This is a genomic window from Bifidobacterium apicola, assembly GCF_042846865.1.
GTDB classification, from domain to species: Bacteria; Actinomycetota; Actinomycetes; order Actinomycetales; family Bifidobacteriaceae; genus Bombiscardovia; species Bombiscardovia apicola.
The window spans coordinates 365,185-382,747 of sequence record NZ_BAAFQQ010000001.1 but is presented as its reverse complement, the minus strand read 5'-3'; the positions used below and the strand labels follow the sequence as shown (position 1 = coordinate 382,747).

Genomic DNA, 17,563 nt, shown 5'->3' with positions numbered 1-17,563 from the left:
CCTTGAAGCCGCGGTACCGCCCCTTGATCAGCATTCAGTTTGATGAGGCAAGACAATGACAAAAGAAGAACCCTTGGTCTCCATGAAGGGAATCAGCATTGAATTCCCAGGTGTCAAGGCGCTCGATAATGTCGATCTGCGTTTGTTCCCCGGTGAGGTTCATGCACTCATGGGGGAGAATGGCGCAGGCAAATCGACCATGATCAAAGCGCTCACCGGGGTATACAAAATCAACGCGGGAACCATCACCGTCAACGGCCAAAACAGGATTTTCAACGGCACAGCCGACGCGCAGAACGCCGGCATCGCCACGGTCTACCAGGAAGTCAACCTGTGCACCAACCTGAGCGTGGGCGAAAACGTCATGCTCGGGCACGAGGTAAGGGGGCACCTGGGCATCAACTGGCGCAAGACCCATGAGGCAGCTAAAACCTATCTGGCTCAGATGGGCCTGACGGATCTGGATCCTCACACCCCGCTCAATGAGATATCCATAGCCATGCAGCAACTGGTAGCCATCGCCAGGGCCATGGTCATCGATGCCAAGGTCCTGATCCTGGATGAGCCGACATCTTCGCTGGACGCCAATGAGGTTCAGGATCTTTTCCGGATCATGCGCAAGGTAAGGGACAGGGGGATCGCCATACTGTTCGTTTCCCACTTCCTGGACCAGGTCTACGAGATCGCCGACAGAATGACCATTCTGCGTAATGGCAAATTCGTCGAGGAAACCATGGTCAAGGACATGCCGCGCGATGTCCTTATCACCAAGATGATTGGGAAGAATGCCGATGAGCTCTCGCTGATCGGGACCAAGTCAAGGAAAGCGGCATCCCAATCTGCAACGGATCGGCCACTGGCCAGTGTCCGCGGCTTCGGAAGAAAAGGTACCATTTACCCCTTCGATATGGATCTTTATAAGGGAAAGATCATGGGACTGGCGGGCCTGCTGGGTTCAGGCAGAACCGAAATCGGCCGTCTGCTCTTTGGCGCGGACAAACCTGACAAGGGGACCTACACCTTTGAGGGGAAGAAGATCTCCATAGACAGCCCGGCCAACGCTTTGAAGAATAGGATCGCTTACTCCACAGAGAACAGAAGAGATGAAGGAATCATTGGCGATCTGACGGTCAGGGAGAACATCATTCTGGCCCTTCAAGCCACTCGGGGCATGTTCAGGCCGATCCCCAGGAAGGAAGCCGACCGGATAGTCGACAAGTACATCAAGGAGCTCAACGTTCGACCGGCTGATCCTGACCGGCTGATCAAGAACCTGTCAGGAGGGAACCAGCAGAAGGTCCTTCTGGCCAGGTGGCTGGCTACGAATCCAGAGCTGCTGATCCTGGACGAGCCGACTAGAGGAATCGACATCGGCGCCAAGGCGGAGATCCAGCAGACGGTGCTTGATCTGGCCGCTCAGGGTATGAGCGTGGTCTTCATCTCTTCCGAGCTGGATGAGGTCGTCCGTCTCTCCGATCAGATAACCGTCCTCAAGGACCGTCACAAGATCGACCTGATGGATAACGACGAAACGGTTTCCCAGCAGACCATCGTGGAAGACATTGCCAACACCTCGGTCTCTGGACAATCTCAAGGAAAGGAGGAAAGATGAGCAAGCCCGCCAAGAAGCAATCGGAGGATGAAGGTCCATCCTTCCTGCGCCACATATTCGGCAATCAGCTGATTTGGAGCGTGGTCGCCTTCCTCGCTCTGATTCTGGTCTGCACCATGGTCGATCATTCCTTCCTCAGCCTGTCCTATAATCCGCGTACTGGCGGTTTGGCTGGACCTCTGATCACCATGATCCAGGAGTCTGCACGATACCTGATGATTGCCACCGGCATGACCCTGGTCATTTCGACCTCAGGCATTGACCTCTCGGTCGGCTCAGTCATGGCTGTGGCGGGAGCTGCAGCTATGCAGTTGCTGCTCAGCGGGGTAAACGTCTGGCTGGCCATTTTGATCTCCTTGGCCGTGGGCCTGGTTTTGGGCTGCATCAACGGCGCCCTGGTCTCCATACTGGGGCTCCAGCCTTTCATCACTACGCTGATTATGATGCTGGCTGGCAGAGGACTGGCCAAGGTCATCACCAACGGACAGAATGCCGACGCTTCAGGCGTGGCTGGTAGCGGTCCATTGCGCTGGATGGCCAATGGCTTCATTTTGGGAATCCCAGCCAATTTCGTCATAGCAGTGATCATCGTCTGCTTGGTTGGTCTTCTGATGAGGAAAACGGCCGCCGGCATGATGATCGAGTCGGTGGGCATCAACCAGGAGGCCAGCCGAATGACCGGCATCAAGCCTCGGCGAATCCTCTTCCTGGTCTACGCCATCTCCGGCTTGCTGGCGGCTGCAGCAGGACTCTTCGCTACCGCATCAGTGATGAGGGTCGACGTGGTCAAGACCGGTCAGGACCTTGAGATGTACGCCATTCTGGCTGTGGTCATTGGAGGCACCTCCCTGCTGGGCGGCAAGTTCTCGCTGCTGGGAAGCGCTTTTGGTGCCGTAATCATCGCGATGATCCGCAAGACCATCATTACCTTGGGCATTGATTCAGCCGCTACGCCAGCCTTCTTCGCTGTGGTGGTCATCATCATCTGCGTCATGCAGGCGCCCAAGGTGCACAATGCAGTCGCTGAGTTCAAACGCAGGCGAGCTATGAGGCAGTCTGCAGAGGTGGTGGCATGATGAAGAAGAGTGCAAGCAGACAAGCAAGTTTCCGTCTGAGCCCTAGGGCCATTCCGACAGTCGCTGCCGTGGTCATCTTCCTGCTCATGCTGATCATGGGCCAGGCGCTCTTCGGCACCTATATTCGGCTGGGGTTCATGTCCTCCCTGTTCATGGATCATGCCTACCTGGTGATCCTGGCAGTAGCCATGACCTTCCCCATCCTTACGGGCGGCATTGATCTGAGCGTGGGGGCCATAGTGGCCATCACTGGCGTGGTCGGTGTCAAGCTCATGATTGCCGGCGTACCAGCGCCACTGGTCATCGTCATCATGATCGCCATCGGTGCGGTCTTCGGACTTCTGGCTGGCGTGCTTATTGAAGAGTTCAATATGCAGCCCTTCATCGCTACGCTGTCCACCATGTTCCTGGCCAGGGGAATAGCCTCCATTATCTCGACCGATTCGCTCAATATGCCGGAGAACAACAACTTCAGCTGGATAGGCGGTGAGGGTCTGAAGATCATCGACAACCCGAAGATTTCCAATGACCTTTCGCTGAACTTCGGCGTGGTCATTGCCCTGGTGGTTGTGGCAGTCAGCTATGTCATCCTCCACAAGACGCGGACAGGCCGTACCATCTATGCCATCGGCGGTTCCCGGTCCTCGGCGGAGCTGATGGGCCTTCCGGTCAAGCGTACCCAGTATGTCATCTACCTGACTTCGGCTGTCCTGGCCTCCATTGCCTCCATCGTCTATGTGGCTGGCATCGGTTCAGCCAAGAACACCATGGGCGTTGGCTGGGAACTGGACGCTGTGGCGGCGGTCGTCATCGGCGGCACCTTGATCACCGGAGGTTACGGCTACGTGCTGGGCTCCGTCATAGGTGCGTTGGTCCGCTCGATCATTGATCCTCTGACCTCGGACTTCGGCGTCCCTGCCGAGGCAGTCACCATCGTGGTTGGTCTGATGATTCTGGTCTTCGTCATCCTTCAGCGTTTGGTGACCTTCGTAAGAAAGGAATGAAGCAGAGTTTTTCCGGATGATCTGAATAAGGGCTGATGCCGTGATGATTGCGACATCAGCCCTTATTCGCATGCAGGGACCCAGAAACGGCTTATTTGTCAGTTCATGATTCGAAGGGATAGACCAGCCCCCACTGGCGGCGGAGGGAGTCCATGAGCTCCATGATGCGCAGGGTGTCCTTATGGGGCATCTGGGCGCACTCGGTCTTGCCGTCCAGGATGGCCTGTGCCGTGCTGGCCACCTCGTACTCATAACCGGTCAACTGGTCGGGGATGGGGTAGCGCTTCCTCAGTTTGTGATCCCCGTCGTAAAGGTCGATGGACTCCACGTTGTTGATATTGACGCATTGCAGGTAACCTTGGTCACCCCAGATGCTGCCGGTCCGATCGCTGTCCGAGACCATGGAACTGGTTGCTGCCCCCATGGATCCATCCTGGAAGAAAATGGTCGTGGAGTTTTGGCTGTCGACGCCTTCCGGGCTGCGTACCCAATCTGTGCAGACCCGTTCAATGGGTTTGGGTCCCATGACCATGTCGATGAAGTTGAGCGGGTAGACGCCCACGTCGAGCAGCGCCCCGCCAGCCAGGGCCGGGTCGGTCATTCTGGGTTTGCTGGTGGTCATATATCCCAGGTTGGCAGTGACCGTTCTGACGGTGCCGATCTCTCCTGAGGAGACTATGCCGTCGATGATGGAGCGCGAGGGCATGTACCTGGTCCAGATGGCCTCGGTGCAGAGCAGGCCGGTGCTCTCGGATGTCTTGATAACCTGCCTGGCCTGATCGGCGTTGGCTGTGAAGGACTTCTCGACCAGAACGTTCTTTCCGGCCTTCATGCAGGCGATGGCCTGCTCGGCATGGAGGCTGTGAGGCGTGGCGATGTAGACCAGATCCACTGCGGGATCATCCAGAAGCTCCTGGTAGGACCCATAGGAGTGCGCGAATCCGTATCTTTTGGCGAAGGCGGCTGCGCGTTCCCCATCCCTGGAGGTTACGGCGTAGGGGGCGATCAGATGGCTGTACCGCTGGTCTGCGGTCATCATGACTACGGTCTTGGCCAGTGCGTTGGCTATCCGTCCGGCGCCAAGAATAGCGAAGTTGACCTGCATGCCTTTCTGCTCAGCCTCTTGTCGTTTGCCGTTCAATCTGCTCATCCTTGACTCCTTCGTTTGAATCACCATCTGCTGTGATGGCCTCATACAGTGTCTGCAGGGTTTCCTGGGCATGGCGGGCATCCAGCTGGCACTCCCAGACTGTGAAGACCCGCCAGCCCATGGCTTTCAGCCTTTTACCCTGCTCCTGGTCCCGCAGACGGTTCCTTGTCAGCTTGGTGGTCCAATATTCCACATTGGATTTGGGAATTGAGAATTTGGCACAGCCCTGATGCATGTGCCAGAAGCAGCCATTGACGAATACCATGGCTTTCCACTTGGGCAGAACCACATCAGGATGGCCCGGATACCTCCTGTCGTTCTTGCGGAACCGCAGACCGCGCGAGAAGAGGTAGGACCGGACCTGGCGTTCTATTGATGTCTCCGTGCCCCTGATTCGGGACATGGTGTAGCTGCGTGTGCCGGGCTGGAATCTGCTGGGTGTCTTTCTGGAAACCATCCCCGGCCTGGCTCAGATGATTTCGACGCTGTTGATGAAGACGGGCTCAAGGGGACGGTCGCCCGAGTCGGTGGCCACGGCGTCCAGCTTGTCAACCACCTTACGGGAATCATCATCGGCCACTTGGCCGAAGATGGTGTGGTGCCCGTTCAGCCAAGGGGTGGGCACGGTGGTGATGAAGAACTGTGATCCGTTGGTGCCGTGGGTCTTTCCTGTGGCAGGATCCCGGCGCAGCCCTGCATTGGCCATGGCCAGCTTGTAGGGTTCCTCAAAGGTCAGAGAGGGATCGATTTCGTCATCGAACTCGTAACCTGGGCCGCCCGTGCCCGTGCCCAGGGGGCAGCCGCCCTGGATCATGAAGTCCTTGATGATCCGGTGGAAGGTCAGGCCGTCATAGAAGGGATCCTGACGCTTCTGGCCCGTCTCGGGGTCGGTCCAGTTTTTGCGGCCTGCGGCCAGGTCCAGGAAGTTGGCTACGGTTTCAGGGGCCTTATCGTCAAAGAGATCCAGGCGAATATCGCCCTCCGAGGTATGCATGATAACTGTGCTCATGTCGCCAATCCTTTCATAAGATGGCGACTCACACTGAGGATCCGAAGGGCATCAGGGCCAGGCGGGCCATCTTGAAGGCCTGCAGGCCGAAGGGGATGCCCACCACAGTCAGCATGGTGACCAGTCCGGCCACCAGATAGGCCAGGGCCAGCCACCAGCCGCCCAGAATGATCCAGAGCAGATTGGCCAGCCAAGATCCCAGCCCGCCTCCATAGATGACCTGTCGGCCAAAGGGGGTCAAAGTCAGTCTGGCCATCTTGAAGGCCTGCAGACCGAAGGGGATGCCCACCACGGTCAGGCAGAGCAGGATGCCTATCAGGGCCCATGCCAGGGCAATGGCCAGTCCTCCCAGCAGCAGCCAGCAGATGTTGCCGATCAGGCGCATGTGGATCCTTCCGTCAGGGTGGCGGTGACGGCCTTGGCGCAGGCGGTCACCTTCTCGATGATGATAGTCAGTCGTTTAGGCCGCTGCTCGGTGGCAAGCTCCTGGTCCAGGGCATCGATCAGGCGCATGCCTGATTGAACAATGCCTCGCGTCACCTCCACGCCCATAGCCGGATCTGTTGGCCGCAGGGCTGTCCATGCCTGGATCAGCGGCTGGTTGACCTGTCGGTGGAAGTCCATCAGGGCTTGGATCTGCCGGTCTGTGGACCGATCGCTTCTTGGGGCGGGCTCATGGGGTTTCGAGGGGCTGCCGTAGATCAGGGCCTGGCGTAACTGTTCGTCGTGTTGTTCGGCGTAAAGGTTCATCAGCCAGCCGTGTCCGTGCAGTCCGGCTTGCTCCAGATTGGTTCGGGTCCAGACCTCGATCGTCCGGCGCGGGTCGTCCGTCTGGCCCAGGGCCTGGTCCAGGGTACGACCCCAGTCAGGCAGGTGCCGTTCCATGACCATGTCGCAGAGCTGGTCGGCATCTCTCGCGTAACGGTAGAGGGAGTTCCGGGCCAGATTGGCGCGTCGGGCCACTTCGGCTATGGTCAGTTGGCCTCGTCCGCGGGTGCGCAGGATGGCTTCGGCGGCGGCGATGATCTGGTCCAGGGTTTTGGCGCGGTGTTCCTGGAGTGTGGATTCGCGAATCCTGGGCATGGTCCTCCTTGGTCCGGCCTGCTGGGTGCAGCGATTGTGAATCGAGCTCGGCCGGTCATGGGGCACATGATATGGCCTCTTTGGAGCTGTGCCAAACTGCAAAGGCCTTTTTAGCGTGAGGCTTGTCCGCGCTGAGTGAATTTGCCAGCGGGCTTTTCGCGACGTATAGTCGCAAAAAATCGCAGACTATGTTAAGGGGAGATCTGATGACCGGATCGGCAAGTATGGACGTGAAGAAAGGCAGTCAGGAGTCTCAGGAGGCAGCGCCGCCCTGGCGTGCCCTCTGGGTGTTGGCCCTGGGTCTGGCCATGATCGTGCTGGATTCGTCCATCGTCAACGTCTCCATTCCTTCCATTATCGCTGCCATCCACATCAACCTGTCTCAAGCCCAATGGGTGACCGCTCTGTACAGCATCGTCCTGGCGGCCTTGCTCCTGCCTTCCGGTCGGCTGGGGGACATGATCGGACGCAAGCGGATCCTGCAGGTGGGTACGGTCATCTTTGTGCTGGGTTCCGTCTTCGCTGCATTGGCCTCCTCTGGTGCACTGCTGCTTTTGGCCCGGCTTGTTCAGGGTATTGGTGGCTCCCTGGTCATGCCATCCACTCTCTCTACCGTGTCTGCCACCTTCCGGGGTCGTCACCGGGCCACTGCATTCGGGATCTGGGGGGCCGTCATGTCTTCTGCTGCGGCGGTCGGTCCATTCCTAGGCGGGGTCTTCACCAGCACCATCGGATGGCGGTGGATCTTCCTGGTCAATCTGCCACTGGGGCTGATCGTCCTCCTGGCCAGCGCGATCTATGTGCCCGAAACCAAGTCATCGCCCCGGCAGACCCGGGACCGGTTGGGGATGCTTGCTGACTGGAAGGGCATACTCTTTTCGGCCTTGGGGTCGGCCTTGGTGGTCTTTGCGCTGATCGAGGGGCAGACCTATGGCTGGTGGCGCCCCCGTGCTGCACTCGATTTGGGTTCTCTGCGCTGGTCGGCATCGGCACCCCTGTCGCCGGTCCCGGTCAGCCTGCTCCTGGGGCTAGCCCTGCTGGTCGTCTTTGCGCTGACCGAGTTGGCCAGGGCGCGCAGGGGCAAGATGGTCATCCTAGACATATCCATGTTCGCCATCGGCACCTTTGGCTGGGGCAACCTCACGGCCGCAATTGTCAACGCCGGTCAGTTCGCGGTCATGTTTATCCTGCCCCTTTATCTGATTAATGCCAGAGGCCTGAGTCCCCTGGGTGCCGGATCCATTCTGGGCGTCATGGCCCTCGGGTCAGTGGTCTCCGGCGGTCTGGCCCGGGTGGTCTCAGCCCGTCTGGGAGCCGGCGGCACTGTACAGACAGGCCTCTTGATGGAGATCGTCGGTGTAGCTTTGTCCATTTTCCTCATGCGCGGGTCTGTGCCGGTCTGGCCTATGACCCTTACTCTGATCGTCTACGGTGCCGGTCTGGGCTTTGCCTCAGCACAGCTGACCAGCCTGGTGCTTTCAGGTGTCCCGGTGGCCCAGTCCGGTCAGGCTTCGGCCACCCAGTCCACCATTCGTCAATGGGGGACGGCCCTAGGTGCCGCTGTCTCCGGTTCCGCTCTCTCCCTGGCTCTGAGCTTGGTGTTGCCAAGACATCTGACGGCACTCAAGGGGATCTCAACGCAGATGGCCGATGGCCTGGCCAGATCGGTTCAGTCCTCTGCTGGAAACGCCATTGTCGGCATGCGGGCTCAGGGCACCCGGGGCCGACTGGGAGTACTGGGTCCTCAAGTGACCAATGCATTGACTGAGGGATTTATCCAAGGCGCCCAGTGGGCCATGGGCTTTGCGGTCCTGCTGCTTCTTTTGGGACTGGTCGCCTCGGTGCTGGTGCGTCGGGCCGCCCGCAAGGCTGGCGCCGATAAGGTCTGAGGCCTGCGCGATCTGCCTTTTCCGCATCGGTCCCTGCTCGGGACTGTCTGCCTGTCAGGCGGACCTGGCACGGTTTAGAATCATGGATATGGGCATACAAGAGGAACAGCCGCAGCGGGATGGCGATCTGCTGGTGGCTCTGGCTCAGATCGACACCTGTGTGGGCGATCTTGACGGCAACGCCGACATTATTATGGACTACTCCCATAAGGCAGCTAAGCAGGGGGCGACCCTGGTGGTCTTTCCTGAGATGAGCCTGACTGGTTACCCAATCGAGGACTTGGCCTTTCGGGCCAGTTTCCGCCGGGCCGCCTGGTCTCGGGCCGACCGTCTGGCCAGGGAGCTGGACGTGCAGGGTCTGGGCCATTTGTATGTGATTGTGGGGACCGTGGGCACTGATACGGATCAGGACAGGCCCCGCAACCGGCTGGTGGTCCTGCACCAGGGTCGGGTCGAGGCCGGCTACGACAAGCACTTCCTGCCCAATTACGGGGTCTTTGACGAGTACAGGATCTTTACCCCGGGGGATAGGACTGTGGTCCTGGAGGTGCAGGGGCACCGGATAGGGTTGGCCATTTGCGAGGACATCTGGCAGGAGGGCGATCCCATCAGCGACCTGGCTGGCAGGAACATCGACCTCTTGGTGACCATCAACGGCTCCCCTTTTGAAGAGGGCAAAGGACATGTCCGCTACGAGCTGGCGGCTCGCCGGGCCAAGCAGGTCAACGCACCTTTGCTCTACCTGAACCAGGTGGGCGGGCAGGACGATCTGGTCTTTGACGGCGGCAGTTTTGTGGTGGACCAGGATGGCACCCTGCTGGAGCGCTCGCCCAGATTCGTTCAGGATCTGTCCACCTGGACCCTGCCTGCACCAGGGGAGCGCCCACTGCCCAGCGAGTCATGCATGGCTGAAGAGGTGCCTGGGGACGAGGAGGTCTATCTGGCCTGCGTGATGGGGCTGAAAGACTATATGGCCAAGAATCACTTCACTGGCGTCTGCCTGGGGCTGTCTGGCGGGATCGACTCGGCCCTGGTGGCTACCATGGCTGCCGATGCCTGCGGAGGGGAGCATGTGCGCGGCATCTCCATGCCCAGCCGCTACTCCTCGGAAGGCTCCCGTGATGATGCCGCCGATCTGGCTCAGCGTCTGGGCGTACGCTATGTGGTCCAATCCATAGGCCCGGAATTTGATGCTTTCCAAGGCCAGTTGCATCTGAACGGAGTCGCCGAAGAGAACCTCCAGGCCCGGATACGCGGTGTCATCGTCATGGCCTATGCCAATGCTGAAGGGCTTCTGGCACTGGCCACAGGCAATAAATCCGAACTGGCTTGTGGCTACTCAACTATCTATGGCGATGCCGTCGGCGGTTATGCGCCCATCAAGGATCTTCTCAAGACACGGGTCTGGCAGCTGGCCCGTTGGCGTAACGCTCAGGCCAAGGCACGGGGTGAACGCGAGCCCATACCGGTCAATTCCATCGTCAAGCCGCCTTCGGCCGAGTTGCGCCAAGGGCAGAAGGACTCTGATTCCCTGCCAGACTACAACCTGCTTGATCAGGTCCTGGAGGCGTACATCGAGCATGCACATGGTCGTGCCGACCTTCTGGCCGACGGCTTCGATCCCGATACGGTCGACACGGTCATGCGGCTGGTGGATCGGGCCGAGTGGAAGCGGCGCCAGTACCCGCTTGGGCCAAAGGTCACCTCCCTGGCTTTTGGCCGGGACCGTCGGCTGCCTGTGACTAACGCCTTCAAGGAGTGACCGCCATGAGTTCAGAGCACGAGCGGAAAGCGTGGTACTTCAACACCGTCACCGGCAGACCCGAGCAGGGCAAACTGTCTCCACAGGACAGGCGGATGGGCCCCTACAACAGCAGGCAGGAGGCTCTCGATGCCTGGAAGATCGCCAAGCGGCGAAACAAAGACTGGGATGAAGAGGACCGTCGTTGGCGGCAGGCTTGGGACGGTGATCCTGAGCAAAGGCAGTCATCAGCTGACAGATGAAGCTCATGCTGGAGTATGCCCTTATGCCTGTGACCGTCGGCTATGCGACCTGAATAGATCGGGACACAGACGGTGTGCTGGACGAGCCTGCCAGATCCGGGTGTGGCGCCCATTGCGAATTGCTTCGGAGTGTGATATAGCTCACGTCGCTTTCTGGTTTCTCCTGGTATGGAGCACCCTATACTTGAAAGTGACAGTGGTGTGAGGAAGCGCCATTGACCATATCAACAAGGAGTTGACTATGACAGCAGTTGAGACCAACACCGTCTCTCCCGCAGAGCTGCAAGCGAAGGCTTGGAAGGGCTTCAAGGGCGAGGACTGGAAGAAGGATATCGACGTCCGCGACTTCATCCAAAAGAATTACACGCCGTACACCGGTGACGAATCTTTCCTGGCGCCGGCCACAGACAAGACCAAGTTCCTGTGGAATTACCTGGACGACAATTTCCTTGCCGTAGAGCGCAAGCAACGCGTCTACGACGTGGATACCCACACCCCGGCAGGCATTGACGCCTTCCCTGCCGGATATATCGACGGCAAGCCTGCCGGCGAAACACAAGACGACGTGATTGTCGGCATGCAGACCGACGTTCCCTGCAAGCGTGCGATGATGCCTTACGGCGGCTGGCGCATGGTTGAGCAGGCCCTCAAGGAGGCCGGCAAGGAGCCCGATCCTGAGGTCAAGAAGATCTTCACCCGGTATCGCAAGACCCACAACGATGGCGTCTTCGACGTTTATACCAAGAGGATCAAGCTGGCTCGCCACAACAAGATTCTGACCGGTCTGCCCGATGCTTACGGCCGTGGCCGCATCATTGGCGACTATCGTCGTGTTGCCCTCTACGGCATCGACGAGCTGATCGCCCGCAAGAAGGCCGACAAGGATTCGATTCCTTACCGCAACGACTTCACCGAGGAGGAGATCGAGCACTGGATTCGCTTCCGTGAGGAGCACGCCGAGCAGATCAAGGCTCTGAAGCAGCTGCTGAACCTGGGCAAGGAGTACGGCCTGGATCTGAGCCGTCCTGCCATGAACGCCAAGGAAGCTGTCCAGTGGACCTACATGGCCTACTTGGCCTCCGTCAAGAGCCAGGACGGCGCCGCCATGTCCATCGGCCGGCTGTCCGCCTTCTTCGACGTCTACTTCGAGCGCGATCTGGCCGCTGGCCTGATCGACGAGACTGACGCCCAGGAGATCATCGACAACATCGTGATGAAGCTGCGTATTGTGCGCTTCCTGCGAACCAAGGACTACGACAACATCTTCTCGGGCGATCCCTACTGGGCCACCTGGTCTGACGCTGGTTTCGGCGACGACGGCAGGCCCATGGTCACCAAGACCTCCTTCCGTCTGCTGGCCACTCTGACCCTGGAGCACCTTGGACCCGGCCCCGAGCCCAACATCACCATCTTCTGGGATCCGAAGCTGCCTGAGGGCTACAAGCGCTTCTGCGCCCGTATCTCCATCGACACCTCCGCCATCCAGTACGAGTCCGACAAGGACATTCGCGCCCACTGGGGCGATGATGCTGCCATCGCCTGCTGCGTGTCCCCCATGAGAGTCGGCAAGCAGATGCAGTTCTTCGGCGCTCGCGTCAACTCCGCCAAGGCCCTGCTCTACGCCATGAACGGCGGCCGTGACGAGATGACCGGCATGCAGGTCATCGACAAGGACGTAATCAAGCCTGTCACCCCCAAGGAAGACGGTTCTCTGGACTTCCAGGAGGTCAAGGACAATTACGAGAAGGCCCTGGAGTGGCTGAGCGAGACCTACGTCGAGGCTCTGAACATCATCCACTACATGCACGATAAGTACGACTACGAGTCCATTGAGATGGCCCTGCACGACAAGGAGGTCTACCGCACCCTGGGTTGCGGCATGTCCGGCCTGTCCATCGCCGCTGACTCCCTGTCGGCTATCAAGTACGCCAAGGTCTACCCGATCTACAACAAGGATGCCAAGGGCACCCCTGAGTATGTCGAGGGCGCTGACGACGACCTGATCGTCAACTACAAGACCGTCGGCGAGTTCCCGATCTACGGCAACGACGACGATCGCGCCGACGACCTGGCCAAGTGGACTGTCTCCACCGTTATGGGCCAGATCAAGCGTCTGCCTGTCTACCGTGGCGCTGTGCCGACCCAGTCCATCCTGACCATCACTTCCAACGTGGAGTATGGCAAGAACACCGGGTCCTTCCCCTCCGGCCACAAGAAGGGCACCCCGTACGCTCCCGGCGCCAACCCCGAGAACGGCATGGATTCGCACGGCATGCTGCCCTCCATGTTCTCCGTGGGCAAGATCGACTACGACGATGCCTTGGACGGCATCTCGCTGACCAACACGATCACCCCTGACGGCCTGGGCCGCGACGAGGATGAGCGCATCAACAACCTGGTGGGCATCCTGGACGCCGGCAACGGCCACGGGCTCTACCACGCCAACATCAACGTCCTGCGCAAGGAGCAGCTGGAGGATGCCGTCGAGCACCCCGAGAAGTACCCGCACCTGACCGTGCGAGTCTCGGGCTACGCCGTCAACTTCGTCAAGCTGACCCGCGAGCAGCAGCTCGACGTGATCTCCCGCACCTTCCACCAGGGCGCGGTGACTGACTGATCGCCCTTGTGCGATAGTCAGCCGTTGATGCGACGGTGAATCATGGGGCGGGGCGCACCAAGGCCCCGCCCCCTTTTCGTCTTTTTCAGGAGGATCCGATGACGGAGACCACCACCTTCCATACCACACAGCCGCACATGCTCAAGGAATCCAAGGTCTATCAGAGCCAAACTCTAATGGGCGGCCTTTCGGGGTTTGAATCGCCGATTGGACTGGATCGACACGATCGAATGAATGCCCTTCGCACGGGCGACATCGGTTTTGTTCATTCCTGGGACATCAACACCTCGGTGGACGGGCCAGGCACAAGGATGACTGTTTTCATGAGCGGATGTCCCCTGCGGTGCCAGTACTGTCAGAATCCTGACACCTGGAAGATGCGCGACGGCCAGCCTGTATATTTGCAGGCCATGATCGACAAGGTGGCCCGCTACCAGGATCTATTCAAGAGCACGGGAGGGGGAATCACCTTCAGCGGCGGCGAGTCCATGATGCAGGCTGCTTTCGTTTCACGGGTCTTTCGAGCTGCCAAGGAAATGGGCGTCCACACCTGCTTGGACACATCGGGCTTCCTCAATCGTAACTACACCGATGCCATGATTGACGATATCGATCTGTGCCTGTTGGATGTCAAATCCGGCGACGAAGCCACTTATAAGAAGGTGACCGGCGGCACGCTGGCCCCCACGATCGAATTCGGCAAGCGTCTGGCTGCCCGAGGCAGCAAGATTTGGGTTCGCTTCGTGCTGGTGCCAGGGCTGACCGACTCCGAGGAGAACGTCGAGAACGTCGCGCGGGTGTGCGAACAGTTCAAGGATGCCATCGAGCACATTGATGTGCTTCCCTTCCATCAGCTTGGACGGCCCAAGTGGCATGAGCTGCGCATTCCCTATCCGCTGGAGGATGCCAAAGGTCCCTCGGCGGCCCTGAAGGATCGGGTCAAGAAGCAGCTGGAGGCCCACGGATTCGTGGTCTACTGAGCCGCAGATAGAAGCAAACCAGGATATATTTTTCGTGACTCCCCACGGCGAATGCCGCGGGGAGTTTTGCATGCTCAGTTGAAAATCCGCCTCTAGTCAGGGATGGCTGGCTTAATGAATGAACGACGAGGATTGCTCAGAAAAGGGCTGACATCGGGTTGAGACCATGGACTATGCTGTCAGACGTGTGTTTTCCGGGCCTGATCGGCCTGGTGGCGTGATGTACGACAAGAAAAAAGAGGTTAAGCGCAGGTGACCACGGATCCTCAGACGCAGCTGCTCTCAGAGCCCGCCCAGGGTGTACCGCAGGTCATTGATGACATGGTCGGATACCACAGGGCCTGTCGGCTGCTTTCTCAGGGGAGCGGAGCACTGGCAGCGGACGCTGAACGTGCATCGGGATTCCGATATGGCCACGCTGATTATCTGGTCCAATTCAAGCGCCAGGGAGCGGGGATATTCCTGCTGGATCCGCCGGCTCTTGTGCAGGCTGGCTGCGACTGGTCGGAATTCAATAGGGCGGTCCAGGACGCTCAATGGATCATTCATGACTCTCCCCAGGATCTGCCCGGCTTCTATGCACTGGGCATGAGACCTTCATCGCTCTTCGACTCCGAACTGGCGGCCAGGATGCTTAATCTTGGTCATTACGGCTTGTCTGCAGTGACCGCACACTATTTGGGACTGACCTTGGCCAAGGAACACTCTGCTGCAGACTGGTCCTACCGCCCTCTGCCGCGTGATTGGCGCAATTACGCCGCCCTGGACGTTGAGCTGCTGGATCAGGTGCGGTCACGCGAGCTGGAGGACCTGCGCCGTCATGACAAGGATGAGTGGGCCAGGCAAGAATTCGCCTGGCTGTTGGAGCAGGGCAAAATACCCAAGCCGGAGCCTGAGCAGCCCTGGCGGCATATCTCGCACATCAATGCCCTGCACAACGACCGTCGAGGCCTGGCAGTGGCACGTTCGCTGTGGACCACCAGGGATCGGCTGGCCCGGCGCAACGACATAGCTCCGACGCTTCTTCTATCTGACAAGGCCATAATCGAAGCTGGAAGGCTCAAGCCACGCAACAACGCTCAATTCCGAGCCATTCGGTCCTTGAATGAACGAGTCAGGATCCACACTGGTGGCGAGCAGGACCGCATGTTCGAGCGCTATGCGCCCATCCAGCGACGGGTCAAGCCTTCAGTCTGGAAACAGTCCATTCTTGAAGCGTTGCGTCTGCCTACCGAAGAACTGCCGGTGCCCCCCAAGCCTCGTGTTGAAGAGACCAACGCCCCCAAGTCCATGCAAGTCTGGCGGCATCGTCACCCCGACCGACTGGTCAGGCTGGAGGCAGCCCGCAAGGCGGTGGCTGAAGTAGGCCGTCGGACCAACACCCCTGACGAGATTTTGATCAAGCCCCGCTATTTGCGCAACCTTTGCTGGACTGACGAGCCGGATAAGCGGGACGTGGCCGACTTTCTGCGCGAGGAAGGCGCCCGACCTTGGCAGGTTTCACTTCTGTCAGAGTCCCTGACCCGAGCTATTATGTAACGGTTGCCTTACTGGCAGATCAAACGGTTTGGATGAATTGGAGCGCAGCGTGAAAATCAGCGTCAGAAACCTCGAGCCCACCAAGGTCAGGCTCACCATCACCGTCGATCCCGATGAGCTGAACCCCTACCTGGATCAGGCCCGTAAGGAGATCGGCAAGCAGGTGACCATCCCCGGGTTCCGCAAGGGCCATGTGCCTGGGCCAATCATCGATCAGCGTGTCGGCTTTGCCAGCGTGGCGGGTGAGGCCGTCAACGCCGGCGTGCCCGAGCTTTACTCCAAGGCCCTGGAGGAGAAGCAGCTGCACGCCATGGCACAGCCGCAGATCGATGTCAAGGACATGCCTTCCTCAGCCAAGGACGATACCAAGCTCAAGTTCACCGCCGAGGTTGAAATTCGTCCCAAGTTCGAGCTGCCCGAGATCGAGGGCATGGAGATCGAGGTCCCCAAGCCAGCCGTCACCGATGAGGACGTGGACAAGCGTCTGGACAATCTGCGTCAGCGCTTCGGCACCTTGGTCAGCGTGGATCGTCCCGCTTCCAAGGGCGACTATGCCAACATCGACCTGGATGCCGTTATCGACGGCAAGTCTGTGGATTCCCAGCAGGGAGTCAGCTACGAGCTGGGCTCCAACACCATGCTGGACGGCTTGGATGAGGCCCTGGACGGGCTGTCCGCCGGGGAAGAGACCACTTTCGAGGGCACCCTGGAAGCTGGCGAGCACCAGGGCGAAAAGGCCCAGATCAAAGTCAAGGTCAACTCGGTCAAGGCCGAGGAGCTTCCCGATCTGGACGATGAGTTCGCCAAGGAGGCCTCGGAGTTCGAGACCCTGAAGGAGCTGCGCGAGGACGTGCGCAAGCAGTGCCAGGTGGATGCTGAGGGTCGGCAGGCCACTGACGCACGCGACGCCTTCATCGCCAAGCTCCAGGACGGCCTGGACATCCCGGTGCCCAAGGGCATCAAGCAGTCCATGGTGACCGATCAGCTCAAGAACACCGGCAAGGATCCCGACAAGGCCAGCAAGGATGAGAAGGCCGAGGCTGAGAAGAGTGTCGAGAAGGAGCTGCGTGACCAGATGACCCTGGACGCCCTGGCTGAGAAGCTGGGCATCACGGTCAGCCAGGCCGACGTGACCAACTTCCTGGCTTCCATCGCCCAGCAGTACGGCATGGATCCCAGCGCCTTCATCAACGGCATCGTCCGCAACGGCCAGCTGGGTTCGGCCGTGCAGGAGGTCGGCCGTTCCAAGGGCATGCTGGCCGGCATGCGGGCTGTTACCTTCAAGGATCCCGATGGCCAGGAGGTGGACCTGAGCCGCTTCCTGGGCGAGGATGAGCCCGAGGCCCAGGAGGAGCAGGACGAGAGCGTCCAGGCTGCCTCGGCTGCGGCTGAAGTGGCTGACCAGCTCTCCCAGGATCAGGAGTAGCTTTCAAAGCAGTGAACAGGGCCGCACCCAGTGGCAGAACAGCCTGGGTGCGGCCCTGTCGTAGCGGTTGCGCAAAGAGCGGAAAGACTGCAGTTGCGTCGATTGCGGGAGCTAGGCTCAATACAGATACGTTTATCGAAGGAGACAGGGTGAACAACTCATTGGCAACCAGTC

The 17,563-nt window shown here is 59.4% G+C and carries 15 protein-coding genes; 10 read left to right on the top strand and 5 right to left on the bottom strand.

What is annotated here, in order from left to right; all coding sequences use genetic code 11:
- The first annotated feature begins 55 nt into the window (after window positions 1–55).
- The 3 genes from ACGG9J_RS01800 to ACGG9J_RS01790 are packed head-to-tail and all read left to right on the top strand — an operon-like array spanning window position 56 to window position 3,692.
- A complete protein-coding gene (locus ACGG9J_RS01800; RefSeq protein WP_390133074.1) occupies window positions 56–1,612 on the top strand; it encodes a sugar ABC transporter ATP-binding protein in 1,557 nt (518 codons plus the stop codon).
- A complete protein-coding gene (locus tag ACGG9J_RS01795; RefSeq protein WP_390133072.1) occupies window positions 1,609–2,688 on the top strand; it encodes an ABC transporter permease in 1,080 nt (359 codons plus the stop codon). Before ACGG9J_RS01800 ends, ACGG9J_RS01795 begins: the two co-directional genes overlap by 4 nt.
- The gene (locus ACGG9J_RS01790) at window positions 2,685–3,692 is read left to right on the top strand and encodes an ABC transporter permease (protein ID WP_390133070.1); all 1,008 of its coding nucleotides are present in this window, start codon (window positions 2,685–2,687) and stop codon (window positions 3,690–3,692) included. The genes ACGG9J_RS01795 and ACGG9J_RS01790 overlap by 4 nt, the downstream gene beginning before the upstream one ends.
- A 103-nt stretch (window positions 3,693–3,795) precedes the next feature.
- On the opposite strand, the gene ACGG9J_RS01785 is transcribed toward ACGG9J_RS01790, so the two are convergent.
- Genes ACGG9J_RS01785 through ACGG9J_RS01765 form a run of 5 tightly spaced genes read right to left on the bottom strand, consistent with a single transcriptional unit; the run spans window position 3,796 to window position 6,934 of the window.
- The gene (locus ACGG9J_RS01785; protein WP_390133068.1) at window positions 3,796–4,842 is read right to left on the bottom strand and encodes a Gfo/Idh/MocA family protein; all 1,047 of its coding nucleotides are present in this window, start codon (window positions 4,840–4,842) and stop codon (window positions 3,796–3,798) included.
- Window positions 4,808–5,299, bottom strand: coding sequence for a very short patch repair endonuclease (locus ACGG9J_RS01780; RefSeq protein ID WP_390133066.1), 492 nt, complete (start codon window positions 5,297–5,299; stop codon window positions 4,808–4,810). The genes ACGG9J_RS01785 and ACGG9J_RS01780 overlap by 35 nt, the downstream gene beginning before the upstream one ends.
- Window positions 5,300–5,311: 12 nt before the next feature.
- Window positions 5,312–5,851: a peptidylprolyl isomerase gene (locus ACGG9J_RS01775; RefSeq protein WP_390133064.1), complete on the bottom strand. Its 540-nt coding sequence runs from the start codon at window positions 5,849–5,851 to the stop codon at window positions 5,312–5,314.
- A 28-nt stretch (window positions 5,852–5,879) separates the two neighbouring features.
- Window positions 5,880–6,236 carry a YccF domain-containing protein gene (locus ACGG9J_RS01770; protein ID WP_045924197.1) on the bottom strand — a complete coding sequence of 119 codons (357 nt, stop codon included), beginning with the start codon at window positions 6,234–6,236 and terminating at the stop codon, window positions 5,880–5,882.
- The gene (locus ACGG9J_RS01765; RefSeq protein ID WP_390133062.1) at window positions 6,227–6,934 is read right to left on the bottom strand and encodes a TetR/AcrR family transcriptional regulator; all 708 of its coding nucleotides are present in this window, start codon (window positions 6,932–6,934) and stop codon (window positions 6,227–6,229) included. Before ACGG9J_RS01765 ends, ACGG9J_RS01770 begins: the two co-directional genes overlap by 10 nt.
- A 206-nt stretch (window positions 6,935–7,140) precedes the next feature.
- Here ACGG9J_RS01765 and ACGG9J_RS01760 point away from each other — a divergent pair, with 206 nt between their 5' ends.
- The 7 genes from ACGG9J_RS01760 (at window position 7,141) to tig (ending at window position 17,389) form a co-directional block, all read left to right on the top strand.
- The gene (locus tag ACGG9J_RS01760; RefSeq protein ID WP_390133060.1) at window positions 7,141–8,823 is read left to right on the top strand and encodes an MFS transporter; all 1,683 of its coding nucleotides are present in this window, start codon (window positions 7,141–7,143) and stop codon (window positions 8,821–8,823) included.
- Between the two features lie 82 nt (window positions 8,824–8,905).
- Complete coding sequence (locus tag ACGG9J_RS01755; protein ID WP_390133058.1) at window positions 8,906–10,585, top strand: NAD+ synthase; 1,680 nt, start codon at window positions 8,906–8,908, stop codon at window positions 10,583–10,585.
- Window positions 10,586–10,590: 5 nt separating this feature from the next.
- Window positions 10,591–10,827 carry a hypothetical protein gene (locus ACGG9J_RS01750; RefSeq protein WP_390133056.1) on the top strand — a complete coding sequence of 79 codons (237 nt, stop codon included), beginning with the start codon at window positions 10,591–10,593 and terminating at the stop codon, window positions 10,825–10,827.
- A gap of 241 nt (window positions 10,828–11,068) precedes the next feature.
- A complete protein-coding gene (pflB, locus tag ACGG9J_RS01745; protein WP_390133054.1) occupies window positions 11,069–13,444 on the top strand; it encodes a formate C-acetyltransferase in 2,376 nt (791 codons plus the stop codon).
- A 98-nt stretch (window positions 13,445–13,542) separates the two neighbouring features.
- On the top strand, window positions 13,543–14,424 hold the full coding sequence (gene pflA / locus ACGG9J_RS01740) for a pyruvate formate-lyase-activating protein (RefSeq protein WP_015021700.1): 882 nt from the start codon (window positions 13,543–13,545) through the stop codon (window positions 14,422–14,424).
- Window positions 14,425–14,676: 252 nt separating this feature from the next.
- Entirely contained in the window at window positions 14,677–15,963 is a 1,287-nt protein-coding gene (locus ACGG9J_RS01735) for an HRDC domain-containing protein (protein ID WP_390133052.1), read from the top strand.
- 49 nt (window positions 15,964–16,012) lie between these two features.
- On the top strand, window positions 16,013–17,389 hold the full coding sequence (gene tig / locus ACGG9J_RS01730; RefSeq protein ID WP_390133050.1) for a trigger factor: 1,377 nt from the start codon (window positions 16,013–16,015) through the stop codon (window positions 17,387–17,389).
- Window positions 17,390–17,563 lie beyond the last annotated feature (174 nt).